This window comes from Williamsia sp. Leaf354, from assembly GCF_001424365.1.
GTDB lineage: Bacteria > Actinomycetota > Actinomycetes > Mycobacteriales > Mycobacteriaceae > Williamsia_A.
The window spans coordinates 915,381-932,095 of sequence record NZ_LMPL01000001.1 but is presented as its reverse complement, the minus strand read 5'-3'; the positions used below and the strand labels follow the sequence as shown (position 1 = coordinate 932,095).

The 16,715-nt window shown below is 68.4% G+C and carries 16 protein-coding genes, 1 tRNA gene and 1 riboswitch; of the genes, 5 read left to right on the top strand and 12 right to left on the bottom strand.

The window, feature by feature from the left end; all coding sequences use genetic code 11:
- Positions 1-9: 9 nt before the first annotated feature.
- The 3 genes from ASG12_RS04495 to ASG12_RS04485 form a co-directional block, all read right to left on the bottom strand.
- A complete protein-coding gene (locus ASG12_RS04495) occupies positions 10-1,488 on the bottom strand; it encodes an amidase (protein ID WP_055787650.1) in 1,479 nt (492 codons plus the stop codon).
- A gap of 118 nt (positions 1,489-1,606) precedes the next feature.
- Positions 1,607-1,682 (bottom strand) — tRNA-Thr (locus tag ASG12_RS04490).
- Positions 1,683-1,763: 81 nt separating this feature from the next.
- Positions 1,764-3,026, bottom strand: a complete 1,263-nt coding sequence (locus ASG12_RS04485) for a DNA polymerase III subunit delta' (protein ID WP_055785662.1) — start codon at positions 3,024-3,026, stop codon at positions 1,764-1,766.
- Positions 3,027-3,117: 91 nt separating this feature from the next.
- Here ASG12_RS04485 and ASG12_RS04480 point away from each other — a divergent pair, with 91 nt between their 5' ends.
- On the top strand, positions 3,118-4,818 hold the full coding sequence (locus ASG12_RS04480; protein WP_235456039.1) for an adenylate/guanylate cyclase domain-containing protein: 1,701 nt from the start codon (positions 3,118-3,120) through the stop codon (positions 4,816-4,818).
- Positions 4,819-4,830: 12 nt separating this feature from the next.
- Here the strand turns inward: ASG12_RS04480 and ASG12_RS04475 are convergent, their stop codons facing one another.
- The 4 genes from ASG12_RS04475 to ASG12_RS04460 all read right to left on the bottom strand — a co-directional run bounded on the left by ASG12_RS04475 (position 4,831) and on the right by ASG12_RS04460 (position 9,945).
- Positions 4,831-5,715, bottom strand: a complete 885-nt coding sequence (locus ASG12_RS04475; protein ID WP_055785659.1) for a GGDEF domain-containing protein — start codon at positions 5,713-5,715, stop codon at positions 4,831-4,833.
- Positions 5,687-8,770, bottom strand: coding sequence for a type I DNA topoisomerase (topA, locus tag ASG12_RS04470; RefSeq protein ID WP_055785656.1), 3,084 nt, complete (start codon positions 8,768-8,770; stop codon positions 5,687-5,689). The genes ASG12_RS04475 and topA overlap by 29 nt, the downstream gene beginning before the upstream one ends.
- Before the next feature lie 241 nt (positions 8,771-9,011).
- Positions 9,012-9,590, bottom strand: coding sequence for a hypothetical protein (locus tag ASG12_RS04465; protein ID WP_045821524.1), 579 nt, complete (start codon positions 9,588-9,590; stop codon positions 9,012-9,014).
- A 151-nt stretch (positions 9,591-9,741) separates the two neighbouring features.
- A complete protein-coding gene (locus ASG12_RS04460; protein WP_045821523.1) occupies positions 9,742-9,945 on the bottom strand; it encodes a cold-shock protein in 204 nt (67 codons plus the stop codon).
- A gap of 321 nt (positions 9,946-10,266) precedes the next feature.
- Between ASG12_RS04460 and ASG12_RS04455 the strand changes: the two genes are divergently transcribed.
- The 4 genes from ASG12_RS04455 (at position 10,267) to ASG12_RS04440 (ending at position 14,322) form a co-directional block, all read left to right on the top strand.
- Positions 10,267-12,600, top strand: a complete 2,334-nt coding sequence (locus tag ASG12_RS04455) for a DEAD/DEAH box helicase (protein WP_055785655.1) — start codon at positions 10,267-10,269, stop codon at positions 12,598-12,600.
- A gap of 200 nt (positions 12,601-12,800) precedes the next feature.
- Entirely contained in the window at positions 12,801-13,385 is a 585-nt protein-coding gene (locus ASG12_RS04450; protein ID WP_082501632.1) for a hypothetical protein, read from the top strand.
- Positions 13,382-13,600 (top strand): hypothetical protein, encoded by a 219-nt coding sequence (locus ASG12_RS04445; RefSeq protein ID WP_055785649.1) that lies wholly within the window; start codon positions 13,382-13,384, stop codon positions 13,598-13,600. The genes ASG12_RS04450 and ASG12_RS04445 overlap by 4 nt, the downstream gene beginning before the upstream one ends.
- The gene (locus ASG12_RS04440; RefSeq protein ID WP_055785646.1) at positions 13,597-14,322 is read left to right on the top strand and encodes a 2,3-bisphosphoglycerate-dependent phosphoglycerate mutase; all 726 of its coding nucleotides are present in this window, start codon (positions 13,597-13,599) and stop codon (positions 14,320-14,322) included. Before ASG12_RS04445 ends, ASG12_RS04440 begins: the two co-directional genes overlap by 4 nt.
- Here ASG12_RS04440 and ASG12_RS04435 read toward each other — a convergent pair.
- The 5 genes from ASG12_RS04435 to ASG12_RS04415 form a co-directional block, all read right to left on the bottom strand.
- Positions 14,319-14,879, bottom strand: coding sequence for a histidine phosphatase family protein (locus ASG12_RS04435; protein ID WP_055785642.1), 561 nt, complete (start codon positions 14,877-14,879; stop codon positions 14,319-14,321). The genes ASG12_RS04440 and ASG12_RS04435 overlap by 4 nt on opposite strands.
- Positions 14,876-15,394 (bottom strand): universal stress protein, encoded by a 519-nt coding sequence (locus ASG12_RS04430; RefSeq protein WP_055785640.1) that lies wholly within the window; start codon positions 15,392-15,394, stop codon positions 14,876-14,878. The genes ASG12_RS04435 and ASG12_RS04430 overlap by 4 nt, the downstream gene beginning before the upstream one ends.
- A 44-nt stretch (positions 15,395-15,438) precedes the next feature.
- Entirely contained in the window at positions 15,439-15,807 is a 369-nt protein-coding gene (gene crcB / locus ASG12_RS04425) for a fluoride efflux transporter CrcB (RefSeq protein ID WP_055785637.1), read from the bottom strand.
- Positions 15,804-16,298: a FluC/FEX family fluoride channel gene (locus tag ASG12_RS04420; protein WP_235456036.1), complete on the bottom strand. Its 495-nt coding sequence runs from the start codon at positions 16,296-16,298 to the stop codon at positions 15,804-15,806. Before ASG12_RS04420 ends, crcB begins: the two co-directional genes overlap by 4 nt.
- Before the next feature lie 17 nt (positions 16,299-16,315).
- Positions 16,316-16,387, bottom strand: a riboswitch (Fluoride riboswitch).
- Positions 16,388-16,390: 3 nt separating this feature from the next.
- Positions 16,391-16,702 (bottom strand): hypothetical protein, encoded by a 312-nt coding sequence (locus tag ASG12_RS04415; protein ID WP_162243396.1) that lies wholly within the window; start codon positions 16,700-16,702, stop codon positions 16,391-16,393.
- Positions 16,703-16,715: the final 13 nt, after the last annotated feature.

Sequence of the window (16,715 nt, the reverse complement as noted above, 5' to 3'; positions counted from 1 at the left end):
GGATCGAGCCTACAAAGCGGGACGGCGATCGCGCCATGGCAACGCCTGCTCGAGCTGTCCGGCCAGCGAGAACAGCAGTCCCTCGCCGCCGGGTGGGGCGACGAACTGGATGCCGATGGGCAGACCGTTCGCCGCCTGGTGCAGCGGGATGCTCGCCGCCGGTCGACCAGTGAGGTTGGCGAGCTGCGTGTAGGGCACCCACGACAGATTGCGGAGGATCGCCGCGGTGACCGTCCCGGTCGCGTCGAGGAACCGACCGAGTCGAGCCGTGAGCACCGTCCGCGCCGCGAGTCGCTCGATCGACGACGTCGCGTAGTCACCGAGACGGGGCGCGGTCCGCGCGACGGTGGGTGTCATCAGCAGGTCATACCGCTGGTGGAACGCACTCACCGCGCGGACGTGGGTGTGCCCTCGTCCGTGTGCCGCCTCGAGTTCGACACCGCTGGTGGTACGGCCGATCGCGGCCATCACGAGGGTGTCGAGCTCGAAGTCGGAGGTGCCGGCACCGTCGGCGCGCAGGTCGTCGACCGCGGACGCGACGTGCACGAACCACGGCAGCAGGAAGTCGTCGGCGAGCTGCTGCTCGTCGATGGCCGGGCGTGCCTCCTCCACGACGTGGCCGAGGTCGGTGAGCAGATCGCAGGTCGCCGACAGCGCATCGAGCACCGCCGGATCGGGTGTGTCGTTGAGCGCGGAGAGTCGCTGTACGCCGATGCGCAGCGGTCGCGGTGCGCGCGACACCGCGTCGAGGTAGGTGGCGTCCGGTTCGGCGAAGACATACGGCGGGGCCGCGGGGTCGGTCCCGCGCATCACGTCGAGCATCGCGGCGCTGTCGCGGACCGTCCGGGTGACCACGCCGTCCACCGCCGAGCCGTACAGGGACTCGCTGCGGCCGGGACCCGAGGGCACGACCCCGCGTCCGGGCTTGAGTCCGAACAGCCCGCAGCAGGCGGCCGGGATGCGGATCGAGCCGCCGCCGTCACTGGCACCCGCGGCCGGGACGATCCCCGCGGCCACCGCCGCCGCCGAACCACCCGACGAGCCGCCCGGTGTGTGGGCCAGATCCCACGGATTATGGGTGGCGCCGAACGCCTCGGGCTCGGTGGTCCCCTTGGCGCCGAACTCCGGGGTGTTGGTGCGGCCGAAGATGACCAACCCGGCGTCGAGCCAGCGTGTGACCACGGTGTCGTCCTCGGCGGCGACGGCGTTCGCGCACGAACGAGATCCGTTGTTGCTCACCACACCACGCTGCGACTGGTACAGGTCCTTGACCAGGAACGGCACCCCGGCCAGCGGTCCGGCCAGGGCACCCGACGCGCGATCACGCGCGGCATCGTCCTGGCGGACGGTGATGGAATTCAGCGAGGGCTCCACGGCGTCGGCTCGCGCGACGGCCGCCTCGAGCAGCTCTGCCGCAGTCACCTCACCACGGGCCACGAGGTCGGCCAGGCCCACCGCGTCGTGTTCGACGTACTCGTCGTGCCGCATCGCTCCCCCGATGATCGAATGCCGATACACCGACGACGATAGCGATTCGGGGGGCGCCGACCGTCGATGTCGGAGGGTCACCCGTGCGGGTGACGGCGTCGCTGTGACGCCGAACAGATGGAGCCGCCTGCGAGAATCGAACTCGCGACCTTTTCATTACGAGTGAAGCGCTCTACCGACTGAGCTAAGGCGGCGTGCCGCCCGAGGGCAACGTTCCCGAGTGTATCGAGCGTGCGTGGCAGGGGACAAACCGCGCCGGGTCGACCGCCCCGGGTCTAGCGACGCAGAGCGGTGGCGACGTCGGCGACCATGGCGTCGACGGCGAACTTCGGTTTCACGTTCACGTCGAGGGCCTCGCGGCACGCCAGCACCGCCTCGACACACCGGAGCAACTTCTCGGGCGAGGCGAAACCGGCCATCCGCAGGGTCTGCTCGGAGTGGTCGGGATGCATCGCGGCGACCGGAGCCGCGTAGGAGGCGACGACGGCGTCGCGGAACAGCGCGGCCAGGTCGACGAGCGCTCGGTCGAGCACGTCACGCTGCAGACGGGTGCGACGCGACTTCTGTTGCCGCTCCATGTCTTTGAGGAAGCCCGCGGTGCCGCGCATCGCGCCGCCGGCCCCCTTGCCGGTGCCGCCCGCACCCAGCGCGGTGCGCATCTCCTCGGTCTCGGCCTCGTCGAGGACGGCGCTGATGGCCTTCGCCGAGTTCTCGGCGGTCTTCACCAGCGCCTCGGCCGCGCCGTAGGCGGTCGACTCGTTGGTCGCCGCCCGCGCGAGACCCAGCGCCTGGTTGCGTTCGGAGCGGGCCGATTCGTCGGTGGCCAGGCGCCGTGCCCGACCCACGTGGCCGCCGCTCACCGATGCAGCCCACCGCGCGCGCTCGGCGTCGATGCCGTCGCCGATGAGCACCTCGGCGATCGAGTCGACGCCGGGCATGGTCAGCGGGACGTGGCGGCACCGCGAGCGCAGCGTCACCGAGATGTCCTCGGGATCGACCGACGGCGCACACAGCAGGATCACTGTGCGCGACGGCGGCTCCTCGACGACCTTGAGCAGTGCGTTCGCGGCCTGCTCGGTGAGTCGATCGGCGTCCTCGATGAGGACGATCTGCCAACGCCCCACCCCGGGACGACGCGACGCGATCTGCACCGTCTCGCGGATCAGCTTCACCGAGATCGTGAGGCCCTCCGGGACGATGCGGCGCACGTCACCGTGGGTGCCGGCCATCACGGTCGCGCAGGCGTGGCAGCGGCCGCACCCGACCTCGCTCCCGGGCGCGCCGGTGGCGATCTCACACTGCAGGGCGGCGGCGAAGCATTGCGCGGCCACCGACCGGCCACTGCCGGGCGGGCCCGTGAACAGCCAGGCGTGGGTCATGGAGTTGCGGGGTGCGGCCACCGCGTCGCCGAACATCGACTCGGCACCGCCATCGGTGTCGTCGAGAGCGGCCGAGGCGCCCACCGCCGACCGAGCGGCGGCCGACAACTCGTCCACCACGGCCTGCTGGCCCACCAGGCGATCGAACACCGACGTCACGAGGGCGATCGTAATCGCGCGCTCCGACACCGCCTGTCGGCACTGTCACCAACGGCAGATACGGGCCCTGTGCGCCCGCTACCGTGAACACGTGGTCCAGAGACAGTCGCGTCTGCAGCGGGGTGTGCACCTGTTGCGGTGGCTGGCGCACACACCGTGGCCGATCCTGGCCCTCGACCTCGTCCGCGCGAACATCATCGGCGCCCTGTTCACCTTCGCCTTCCTGCGGTTCGGCATGCCGTACCAGTACACGGTGCGGATCCAGGAGATCAGCACCTCGAACCAGGCGGTGTTCGTCGCGTACCTGGTGGCCGCCACCTTCGTCGGGGGGTACCTCAGCATCCTGCTGACGCTGCCGGTGCTCATCTGGCACCGCAGGCGCACCCGTCTCGACAACGAGATGGCCCGCAATCGCGCGCTGCGACTGCCGGTGCTGCTCACCGCGGTGAACCTCGGGCTGTGGACCGTCGGTGGCATCCTGTTCGCGCTGCTGAACCTGCCCGCCTCGGGTGCGACGGCGCTGGTGGTGTGGATCGCGTCGGCGATCGGCGGGTTCGTCTCCTGCGTACTGGGCTACATGCAGTCGGAGAAGGTGTTGCGTCCCATCACCGTCTCGGCGATGGCCAACGACCCGACGAGCGCCGTCGCGCCCAGCGTGACCGTCCGCATCACCCTGTTCTGGAGTGTCAGCGTGGTGGTGCCCCTGTTGGCGATCGTCGGTCTCATCGTGGGCCAGCAGTTCGGGCTGGTGCGCACCGACGCCGAGGGACTGCAACGACCGCTGCTGTGGCTGGCCGCCGCGTCGGTCATCTTCGGGTTGATCGGTCTGGTGCGGCTCGTGGGCGCCATCGCCGATCCCATCAAGCAACTCCGCAACGCTCAACGCCTGGTCAGCGAGGGCAACTACGACACCTCGGTCCGCATCTACGACGGCAGCGACCTGGGTCTGCTGCAGGCCGGGTTCAACGAGATGGTCGGCGACCTCCGCGAACGACAGCAACTGCGGAACCTGTTCGGTCGCTACGTCGGCGAGGACGTCGCACGACGGGCCATCGAATCGGGAACCGAACTCGGCGGCGAGGAACGCTACGTCGGGGTGTTGTTCGTCGACATCGTCGGATCGACCCGGCTCGCGGTGACCCGCCCACCCCGTGAGGTCGTGGATCTGCTCAACGACTTCTTCCAGGTGGTCGTCGAGACCGTCGGTCGCCATGGCGGGTTCATCAACAAGTTCCAGGGTGATGCCGCCCTGGCGATCTTCGGTGCGCCGCTGGACCTCCAGGATTTCGCGGGTCAGGCACTCGCCGCGGCCCGCGAACTGCGAATCGAGCTCGAGCGGACCCTCGGCGAGACCGACGTCGGCATCGGCGTCTCGGCGGGCAAGGCGATCGCCGGCCACATCGGATCCGAACGACGACTCGAGTACACCGTGATCGGCGACCCGGTCAACGAGGCCGCACGGCTCACCGAGATGGCCAAGGACGAACCGACACGGGTCCTGGGGTCGGCGCGTGCGGTGTACCTGGCGTCGGACGCCGAGGCCGAGTGCTGGGACATCGGCGAAGGTGTGGAGCTGCGGGGTCGCGGCATCGAGACCAAGCTCGCGCGGCCGAAGTTCGCGCTGGTGATCGACGACGACGAGGTCGACAACGACACCGACGGTGTCGTCGACGCCGCGGTCGGGGCATCCCACACGACTCCCTCGAGCGCGTCCACCACGGCCGACGCGCGGCCGGAAACCACCACGGACGTCGACGAGGACGACGACGAGGAATCCCGCAGCAGCGTCTGAACGACGCGGCGGTCAGTCGCCGAACACTCGTCCGCGACCCTGCCGTTTCGCCTCGTAGAGACGTGCGTCGGCCCGCGTGAAACACTCGGCCACCGACTCGCGGGCGTGCACCGTGGCGTATCCGGCGCAGAACGTCTGGCCGTCGGGGACCCTGCGGGCCAGACCGCGCAGCACACCGTCGATGTGGACGGCCGCCGAACCGGGCAGCGCGAGCGCGAACTCCTCACCGCCCCACCGCGCGAGCACCGCCGCCTCACACGCCGACGCCACCATGGCCCGCGCGAACTCGGCCAGCAACCGATCGCCGGCGTCGTGGCCCCGGGAGTCGTTGTAGGCCTTGAACCGGTCGAGGTCGATGATCGCGAGAACGAGATCGCCGCCGATGTGGGCCGCGCTGTGTTCGAACTCCGCCAGGCGCGCCATCCACCCGCGACGGTTGAGCAGCCCGGTCAGCTGGTCGGTGCTCGCCGCGGTCAGCAGATCGTCCTCGGTGCGCCGACGATCGGTCGTGTCGTGGATGACCGCCATGGTCCATCTCCGGCCGCCGGGACCGTCGACGGGACTGGCCGAGACCCACCCCCACCGCACGGTGCCTTCGGGGTGGATGTAGCGCTTCTCCAACCGCAGGATCTCGCCGCGCTCGGCGGCGTCGGCCATCAGTCGGTCCATCGCCCGGTGCTGCCCGAGATCGTCGTCGTGGGTGAACTCGCGGGACGAGCGACCCGCGATCTCGGCCCACGATCGACCCACCATCGCGCAGTAGGCGGAATTGGCGACGACCAACAGACCGTCCTCGTCAGCGAGCGCCATGGGCACGGTACTGGCCTCGAACATCGCGCGGTACCACCGGGAGTCGAGGTCGACAGGGTCACTCGTCGGAGTCGGACCCGGTTCCATCGGTTGCCACCGTCTTCGTCGCTGCGGTCTTCTTCGCGGGCGCTTTCTTGGCGGCCGTCTTCTTGGCCGGCGCCTTCTTCGCGACCGCCTTCTTGGCCGGGGCCTTCTTCGCCGCCGTCTTCTTGACCGTCGCCTTCTTCGCCGGGGCCTTCTTCGCCTTCTTCTTCACCGGCCCCCGCGCGCGGCGGTCGGCGAGCAGTTCCATCGCGCGTTCGTCGGTGATGGAGGCGACGTCGTCGTCCTTGCGGAGGCTGGCGTTGGTCTCACCGTCGGTGACGTACGGACCGAAGCGACCGTCCTTGATCACCATCGGCTGTTCGCTGACCGAGTCCTTGCCCAGTTCGCGCAGCGGCGGGGCCGCGGCGGCACGACCACGTCGCTTGGGCTCGGAGTAGATCTTGAGAGCCTCCTCGAGGGTGATGCCGAAGATCTGGTCCTCGGCGCTCAGCGAGCGAGAATCGGTGCCCTTCTTCAGGTATGGGCCGTACCGACCGTTCTGGGCGGTGATCTCCTCGCCGCTCTCGGGATCGGCACCCACCACGCGCGGCAGCGACAGCAACTTGAGCGCGTCGTCGAGGGTGACCGTCGCGATCTCCATCGACTTGAACAGCGATCCGGTGCGCGGCTTCGGGCCGGCCTTCTTCGCGGCGACCTTCTTGGTCGCCTTCTTGGCCGCGGTCTTCGTGGTCGCGCCGGCCTTGGTGGCCACCGCGGTACCGCCACCGGATCCGGCGGACGCAGCGGCGCCGTCGCCGTCGAGCGGGGTGGGGCCGGGCGGAACCGTCAGCGCCGGAACCGAACTGCCACCGTCGCCGCTGTCGCCATCGGACCCCTCATCGGGATCGGGCAGGACCTCGGTGACGTAGGGGCCGAAACGGCCTTCCTTGGCGACGATCTCGTGCCCGGTGACCGGGTCGACACCGAGCGTGCGCCCCTCCTGCGGGGTGCTGAACAACTTCTCGGCGACCTCGATGGTCAGCTCGTCGGGGGTCATGTCGTCGGGCAGGTTCGCCCGCTGCAGATCCGGTTCGGCGTCGGGGCCGGCGACGTTGCGCTCGAGATACGGCCCGAACCGACCCACGCGCACGACGACCGGACGGCCCTGCTCGTCGTCGAAGAGCTTGATGGAGTTGATCTCCCGGGCGTCGATCTCCTCGAGGTTCACGCCGACGAGCTTCTTGAGCCCGCCGTGGGCGGCGACATCGGAGCTCGCCGCGGAGTCGGCGGAGTCCTCGGACGCGTCGGCGCCGAAGTAGAACCGCGACAACCAGTGCGTGCGGTTCTCCCGACCCGAGGCGATCTGGTCGAGGTCGTCCTCGAGCGAGGCGGTGAAGTCGTAGTCGACGAGGCTGCCGAAGTACGCCTCGAGCAGACCCACGACGGCGAACGCCACCCACGACGGGACGAGGGCGCTGCCCTTCTTGTGGACGTAGCCGCGATCCTGGATGGTGCCGATGATCGACGCGTACGTCGAGGGGCGGCCGATGCCGAGTTCCTCGAGCGTCTTCACCAGCGACGCCTCGGTGTACCGCGCAGGCGGGTTCGTCGAGTGGCCGGCCGCCTCGAGCTCGGCGGCGGTGAGGTGCTGCCCCTCGGTCAGCAGCGGCAGCCGCACCTCCTCGTTGTCGGCCTGTCCGCCGGCCTGCTCGTCGACGGTCTCGACGTAGGCCGACAGGAAGCCGGGGAAGGTGATGGTGCGACCCGACGCGGCGAACGTCGCGCGCTCGCCGGATGTGGCGGTACCGCTGATCCGCAGGCTCATCGTGGTGCCGCGCGCGTCGGCCATCTGCGAGGCGACGGTGCGCTGCCAGATCAGCTCGTAGAGCCGGAACTCGTCGGACTGCAGGGCCGAGGCGACCTGGCCAGGGGTGCGGAACGTCTCGCCGGCCGGACGGATGGCCTCGTGGGCCTCCTGGGCGTTCTTGACCTTGCGGGTGTACTGCCGCGGGGTCGGGTGCACGTAGTCGGCGCCGTAGAGCTCACGGGCCTGCCCACGGGCGGCGTTGATGGCCGACTCCGACAGCGTCGTGGAGTCGGTACGCATGTAGGTGATGTAGCCGTTCTCGTACAGACGCTGCGCGATGCGCATGGTCCGGTCGGAGGTGAACCGCAGCTTGCGGCCGGCTTCCTGCTGCAGCGTCGAGGTCATGAACGGCGCGTACGGGCGGCGCGTGTACGGCTTCTCCTCGACCGAGGTCACCGAGAGGTCGGCACCCTGCAGACCGGTGGCCAGCGCGTTGGCGCGGGCCTCGTCGAGCACCACCACGCCCTCGGACTTCTTCATCCGGCCGGCCGCGTCGAAATCGCGGCCCGAGGCGACGCGGTCGTCGCCGACGGAGACGAGCTTGGCCTTGAACGTGCGCGGCGAGACGTCGGCGCCGGCGTCGAGCGTGGCGTCGATGTCCCAGTAGGAGGCGGAGATGAACGCCATCCGCTCGCGTTCGCGCTCGACGATGATGCGGGTGGCCACCGACTGCACGCGGCCCGCCGACAGCTTCGGCATGACCTTCTTCCACAGCACCGGCGACACCTCGTACCCGTAGAGGCGGTCGAGGATGCGGCGGGTCTCCTGGGCGTCGACGAGGTCGACGTCGAGATCGCGCGGGGTGTCGGCGGCGGCCTGGATGGCCGACTGGGTGATCTCGTGGAACACCATGCGCTTCACCGGGACGCTGGGGCGCAGCGTCTCGAGCAGGTGCCACGCGATGGCCTCGCCCTCGCGGTCACCATCGGTGGCGAGGTAGAGCTCGTCGACACCCTTGAGCAGTTGCTTGAGTTCGGTGACCGTGGACTTCTTGTCCGGCGACACCACGTAGAGCGGTTCGAAGTCCTGCTCGACGTTAACCCCCAGACGGGCCCAGGGCTGTCCCTTGTATTTGGCGGGCACGTCGGCCGCGCCGCGCGGGAGGTCCCGGATGTGTCCACGGGACGACTCGACGACGTAGTTCGATCCCAGGTATCCGGCGATCTTGCGGGCTTTGGTGGGCGACTCGACGATCACGAGGCGGCGCACATTGCCACCGGAGCGGGTGGACGCGGTGTCGCTATCAGCCACTGTCTGTGCCTGCACCTTTCTACCGGCCTGTTGGGTAAGGCCTTCTATATGTGTTCTGACGGCATCGGAGACGGTCCGCGCAGCCGACACATCTGGCTTGTTCTACCCCATATAACAGCCTATTGACACAACGCCGCTGAGAGCACAAAGGTTTCCGCGGCGCCGGACACCCCGCGCCAGGGCGCTGCGAGGTGGGAGAACAGGCAGGTCAGCGGGGTGATCGATCTGACAAATGAATGTGTCACACCGTGGGCCAGAATCCGACGGCATCGAGGTGCCCGGGCGGTGCGCCGATGTTCTCCAGCAGACGCGACAACCGCCGCCGTCCGGCGATCCGCAGGGCCGGCGAATGACCGCGGGTGCCGACGAGGGTGGGTGCGATCCCAGCGCGCATCAGTGCGGTCGCCAGGGGCGAGTGCGTCTCGGGTGCGTGCGGGTCGAGGCCGAGCAGGTAGCGATCCTCCTCACGACGCCCCGCGGCGATCGCCCACAGCCGCAGCGCGCGCGGACTGGGCACCCAATCGGCCGGCATCGTCTTCACCGCGCCCTTCACCCACGAGCGGGTGAGGGCGTCGAGCGACTTGGAGGTCTCGGTGCGCGCCATCGGCGAGCCCTCGTCGGAGACCGCCGGGTGCGCCCGCACTCCGCACAGTTCGATGTCCTCGACCAGCGCGTCGGCGCGCCACTGCGCGTCGACGACGATGGAGACCCGACTGCCGGCCGGGGAGAACGACGACTGCCCATGCGCGGCAAACAATCCCGACAGATCCTCCAGTGAGGGCTCGTCGGTTTCGGCCGAGAAGAAGGACAGTTGGCCCACGGTCGGGAACTCTACTCGAACGAATGGTCGACTGGGACACACAACACCAGCCCGTGCGCGGCGATCGGACGGCTCGGGGCCCCCGGACGCACAACGCCCCCGACGCGCCGCTGTGTGCGGACGCCGGGGGCGGAGTCGAGAGTGTGCGAGCTCAGACCGCGCGGACGCCGGTGGCCTGCGGGCCCTTGGTTCCCTGACCGACCTCGAACTCGACGCGCTGGTTCTCCTCGAGGGTGCGGAAACCGGATCCCTGGATCTCGGAGTAGTGGACAAACACGTCGTCCGGTCCATCATCAGGCGCGATGAAGCCGAAGCCCTTTTCCGCGTTGAACCACTTCACAGTTCCCTGTGCCATTTCTTGCATTCCTTTACTGACTCACCGGATACGTCACGATGTGTCACCGCGACGGGCCCGTTCCGACCGCCATACCGACTGGCGACGTTTGCGGACCAGCCGCGCACTAACCTTGGGTATTACGCCCGCAACACGTTCTCGGGGGGCAGACCATCCGTGCCGTGTCGACCCTTGCAGAAGCCCCCGAAAGCTGCGACCGACGACAGTCAATCATGAACATGTCGCCCCCGACAGTCAGGAAACCAAACTGAACAAAACATCGTCAGATTTCAGGTCGGCGACATCTGTCGGTAACGCCGCGACGACCCTGCGGGCGCGCGAATGACCGGCTCACACGGCGCCGAATCGTTCGGTGAGCACTTGCTGCACCGCTCCCTGGCCGGCGTCGACCCGGATTTGTCACCTGTCACATACAAGACCGTGATGCGTTCGCAGACAGCACAGTTCGCCCAGTGGCCGGACTGGGTCTCCGAGCCGGTGCGCGCGGCCTACGCCGACATCGGCGTCCGCCGCCCGTGGACCCATCAGGTGACCGCCGCGCAGCACGCCCACGACGGCACCCACGTCGTCGTGTCGACCGGAACGGCGTCGGGCAAGTCGATGGCCTACCAGCTGCCGATCCTGTCCGACATGACCTCGGGCGTCGCACCGCATGCCACGGCCCTGTACATCGCTCCCACAAAGGCATTGGGCGCCGATCAGATCCGCGCGCTCACCGCGTTGACCGCCGGGCGTCGCGAGTTCGCACACATCGCACCGTGCGCATACGACGGCGACACCGAGCCCGACGTGCGCCAGTGGGCGCGGGAACACTCGCGGTGGATCTTCACCAACCCCGACATGCTGCACATCGGTTTCCTCGGGTCACCGGGCCGGTGGCGGCACTTCTTCCGCAACCTGCGGTACCTCGTGATCGACGAATGTCACCACTACCGCGGCGTTTTCGGGTCACACACCGCGCTCGTGATCCAGCGGACCCTACGACTCGCCCGCGCCGCGGGCGCGAACCCGACGGTGATCGCGGCCAGTGCGACCGCAGGCGAACCCGGTCACGCACTGCGCCGACTCATCGGCGAGGACTGTGCGGAGGTGACCGACGACGGGTCGCCGCACGGCGAGCGCACGGTCGCGCTGTGGGAGCCCACGTTCACCCCCGGCGCCACCGGCGAGCACGGCGCCCCCGTGCGCCGCGCCGCCGGCGCCGAGGCCGCGCGGATCATGGCCGATCTCGTGATCGAGGGGGCGCGCACGCTGTGCTTCGTCCGCAGCCGCCGCGGTGCCGAGATCACCGCGCTCTCGACACGACAGATCCTCGCCGCCGCCGACCCCGAACTCGCCGATCGGGTGGCCGCCTACCGCGCCGGGTATCTCGCCGACGACCGCCGCGAACTCGAGGCCGCCCTGTCCGACGGGACGCTGCTCGGCGTCGCGACCACCAACGCCCTCGAACTCGGGGTCGACATCGCCGGACTCGACGCGGTGATCGTGGCCGGCTACCCCGGCACGGTCGCGTCGTTCTGGCAGCAGGCCGGACGCGCCGGGCGACGCGGCGAGGGATCGCTGGTGGTGATGGTGGCGCGCGACGACCCGCTCGACACCTACCTCGTGCACCACCCCGAGGCGCTCCTCGAGCGTCCGGTGGAGGTGAGCGTCACCGACCCCACCAACCCGTACGTCCTCGGCCCGCACCTGCTGTGTGCGGCCACCGAACTGCCGCTGAGCGAGGCCGACGTGGCGGCCTTCGACGCCGCCGACGTCGTCGCCGACCTCACCGCCCGCGGCCTGCTGCGCAGGCGACCGGCGGGCTGGTACCCCGCGGCCGGGCTGTTCCCGCACGGCGACATCGACATCCGCGGCGGCATCGGCGGACAGGTGATGATCGTCGACGCCACCACCTCGCAGCTGCTCGGCACCGTCGACACCGGCCGCGCGATGTCGACAGTGCACCCCGGCGCGGTGCACCTGCACCAGGGGCGGTCGTTCGTGGTCGACGAACTCGATCTGGAGGACGGTCTCGCGCTGACCCACCCCGAGGACCCCGAGTGGTCCACCTCGGCGCGGCAGACCACCGCGATGGACATCACCGGCACCACCCGGTCGTGGCGGTCGGGACCGCTCACGGTGGCACTCGTCGACGTCGACGTGACCCATCAGGTCGTCGGGTACATGCGCACGCTGCACACCGGTGAGGTGCTCGACGTCATCGAACTCGACATGCCGCCGCAGACCCTGAGCACCCGATCGGTGATGTACACCCTCGAGCCCGAGGCGCTCGAGGCCGTCGGCGTCCCCGTCGACCGCTTCCCCGGCGCCCTGCACGCCGCCGAGCACGCCGCGATCGGACTGTTGCCGCTGATCGCCACGTGTGACCGGTGGGACATCGGTGGCCTGTCGACCAACATCCACCCCGACACCGGCCTGCCGACGGTCTTCGTCTACGACGGCTACCCCGGAGGCGCGGGCTTCGCCGAACGCGGGTTCACCGCCTTCGCCACCTGGATCCGCGCCACCCGCGACGCGGTCACCGACTGCCGCTGTGAAAGCGGATGCCCGTCGTGTGTGCAATCACCCAAGTGCGGCAACGGAAACGAGCCGCTCGACAAACCCGGTGCGATCGCGGTGCTCGACCTGATCCTGCGTGAGGTCCGCGGGTAGACGTTCACCGAATCGTCGACAGCGGACACCCGGCCGACGCCATGTTCGATACAACCAACGCTTGTCGCGCCACAACGACTCCTCTGTTTCCGGTGTCCGGCCGTGAGCGCATCCTTTGTTCACGGAGCATTCTCCGAACGATGGAGTCGAGAACATGAGCGCACAATCGGTCCGCCCCGGCCTTGTCGAATGGCTCGGCTATGTCGTCGGCCGCACACTGCCGGTCGATTACGACGATCGGGCGAGAAGCGATCTCACCGGGCGACAAGCTTCGAGTACGAGTACCGAAGCGGGGGCGTCGATCTGCCTGGTTCACGACTGCAGCCGAGCACGTGAACGACGAGATCGCCGAGCTGGTCACAGCACAGGCGTGGACACGCCTCGCCGGTCTGGACGACGCGTTGCGGTCGCTGGACGGCACGACGGAAAAATCCCGGCTCGGGGCGAACGCGATCGTCGGAGTGTCGAGGGCCGCGGCCCGCGCATTCGCCCACGACAGGAGCGAGCCGCTCTACCGCTATCTCTCGTCATCGACGAGAACCGCACTGCGACCAGCAGTTCCGCATTTCAATCTTCTCGATGGCGGCGCGCACGCGGCCAACGCACTCGATCTTCAGGAGTTCATGATCGCTCCCATCGGCGCACCGTGTCACGCCGAGGCGTTGCGGTGGGGAGCCGAGGTGTATGCGTCACTGCGGTCCGAACTGCGCCGGGTTGGTTTGACGAGCGGACTGCGAACGGGTTCTTCGACGGATCCTCGTATTCGCTGGACGGGAAGGAGATGAGTCCGTCGACACTGGTTGAGTTCTATCGCGGTCTCATCGACGAGTTCCCGGTGTGGTTCTTGGAAGACGGGTGCGCCGAAGGTGACGACGAGGGGTGGCAGCTGCTGATCCGAGAGCTGGGTGACGTGGTCCAGTTGGTGGGCGACGACATCTTCGTGGCCGACCCAGAGACGATCCGAGCCGCTGGTCTCGCCGCACTGCGGGTTGATCGGTGACCGAAGGCCGCTTGGTGATCGTGCGCCACGGTGAGAGCGTCACCAACGCGGCGAGGGTGTTCACCGGGTGGCTCGATGTCGAGCTGACGTTGCGGGGTCGTTCTGAGGCCGGCCGTGTCGGGCGGACCTTGGCCGAGACCGACTGCATCCCAGACATCATCCACACATCGACCCTCTCGCGATCGCAAGAGTCTGCGCGCCTGATCTGCGAGGCGCTGCCTCGATCACTCGATGCGCGCATCACCGCGCATCGGTCGCTGGATGAGCGGCACTACGGGGCGTTCACCGGGCGCGACAAAAGCGAGGTTCTAGGTGCTGTCGGCCCCGAGTTCTTCGACGAAGCGCGAAATTCACTCATCGTGCCCCCACCACCGCTGTCCGGCAACGATCTGGCACGACTGAGGGATTCGAGGTGGCCATCGAGCCGCCTGTCGCTGACCGGGATCCTGACGGAGTCCCTCGGTGACGTTGTTCTCCGGGTATCCAGATTCTGGCAGGAGACGTTGTCGAGTGAACTGGGGGCGGGCGCAACGGTGCTCGTCGTGGCGCACGGAAATTCACTGCGGGCGCTCCTGGTGGTCATCGAGCATCTGTCGCAGTCGGAATTGGCGGCGCGCCGTCTGGGAACGGGTGAGCCGCTGCTCTATCGCTTCGGCCACAACTCCTCGCCCACCGTGCACGGCGGCGAAACCATGAAGCCCCCACCATCAGAGCAGGTCTAGGAACCGACCTTCCAATTCATCGCTTGCACCGACCACCGATTGCCATCCTCGGAGATGAGGTGGCATGACCCGGGGGCGATGGTCTCGTCGATCGTGCCTCCCATGATCGACTCCAGGATGGGTCGCAACACGGCGTCATGACTGACGAGGACCACCGGTCCGCTGGTCGCGGTCTGCGCTGCGTCGACGACGGCGGGCCAGACGCGCTCGAACACATCGGATTGCGGCTCGACTCCGGGGGCGGCGTCAACGCGTCCGAACAGTCTGATCACCTCACTGCGCAGCTCACCGGTCCATTCGCCGTAATCACGATCGTTGAGCCGAGCGTCGACGTGATGGGTGATGGCGGCGGCGTCGGCGATGATCGTGGCTGTGCGCACCGCTCGCTTCAACGGACTCGACCACACCACGTGAGGGTCCAGGTGAGCGATGTCGGCTGCCACCGCCTTGGCCTGATCGATACCGATGCTGTCGAGTTCGGGATCGGCGAGACCTCGAAGCCGGTCCTCGGCATTGAGCACGGTGCGACCGTGCCGGACGAGAATGATCCGGCTCATCGGTGGGCCTCGTCGGTGTCGCGCGGTACGACGAGTATCGGCAGGTCGTGTCGTCCGATCAATCCGTGTGCCACCGACGGTTCACCGAGAGATTCGAGGAAGGACCGTAGACCGCTGTGCGGTGATCCGACGACAACCATCAGGGAGTCGTAGTCGTGGGCGACGGAGAGGAGAAGACGCGCGGGGTCTCCGTGCGCGCAGTGATACGTCCAGCCGGCGTCGACGTCGCGGAGTGCCGCCACCGCGTCGTGGGCTTGAGAATCGAGGGTGCGTCGGATCTCGTCCTCCCAGTCCGCCGAATCCGGGTCGACCGGCAGGTCGTCGATGTCGACGATGTGGACGACGTGTAGGTGGGCGGCGAGGCGCCGCGCGAGATCGACCGCGAAGGTGAGCGCTGACCCGCTCGCCGATTCGTGATCCCACCCGACGACGAGTGAGGTGGTTGCGGCGCGAGCGTCCGTTGTGCTCGACATGGTGCGATGACGTTCGATGTCGAGTTCGGGATCGTTGTCCATGAGATGGTCCTGCCGTTGTGGTGGGATGTGGCGTATTCGACAGTTCAGAGTGCGGAGGTCAGGAGGAGTCCCAGAGCGCATGCGGCGACCGACGCTCCGAGTGTGCCGAGGATGTTGACGGCCGCAGCAAGATGCGCCCGCTGCTGGATGAGTCGGACGCTTTCGAAACTCGCTGTGCTGAAAGTGGTGTAACCGCCGCAGAATCCCGTCCCGAGCACCGTTTGCCACCCGGGTGCTGCACCGTGGAAGATCGCTGCGCCGGCCAGACCCCCGAGGAAAAAAGACCCCGAGACGTTGATCGCGATGGTCGCCCACGGGACAGTGCTCTCCCATCGGGATTTGACCTCTGCATCGACCACGAACCGGCACACCGCGCCGATGGCCCCTGCGATGATCGTCAGCATCAGTGTCATCGGTCGCCATCCGCTGTACGTCGCACAGACGCGGCTGCGGTGATGCCGGCCCAGGCGGCGATGATCCCGCCGACCACGCTCGCCGCGGCATAGCCGGCTGCCAATCCCGCTGCACCATCGCGGACGAGGAGTGACGCCTCGAGAGCCAGGGTGCTGTAAGTGGTGAATGCGCCGCACACGCCGGTGCCCACGAGCACCCTGGTTCGGCGGCGCCATCCAGAGTCGGGCCCCAGACGGGCGAGCGCCTCGAGGAGCCCGCCCAGAACGGCCGCTCCGGCGAGGTTGATCACAAATGTGCCGGTCGGCCACCCGGTGCCTTCGTGGGGCAGCACGAGTTCGATGCCGTACCGTGCCGCTGTTCCCGCTGCTCCCCCGAGCAGAACCAGGCCGAGCGCTTCCGGACGGAGGTGGAACGGGACTCCCGCGCGACCGCCGGAGTCGGGGTCGATCGGCAGCTTCTCGAGGTCTCGTCGCCTGTCACCAGGACTCATGCGCCCACCCATCATCGACATGGGTAGGAACCATCAGCCGTGTGGCGGTTCGAGCAGATGCTCCGGCGGGATCCATCACCGTGTTCGTCAGCCTAGCGTGTGCGGGTCGATCGGCGAATCGGGCCGTAAGCACCGAGGTACTTCGCTCGACGCGCGCGAACGACATCACGACGCAGCGCCGGATCGCGGGACACGCTCAGATCCATCCTCAGGAGCGCGTACGCCGAGCCGAACAGCACAAGGGTGATCACCGCCATCACGATCCAGAAGATGACTTCGCCGCCGGCAAGCGCCACGAGGGTGACGCCGCCGGTTGCTGTGCCTGCCATCACCATCGTCGCCGCAGCCCACATGGCCGGTGTGGTTCGCCGTTCGCGGCGCAGTCGTCGTTGTACGTCGTTCATCGTCATCTCCATC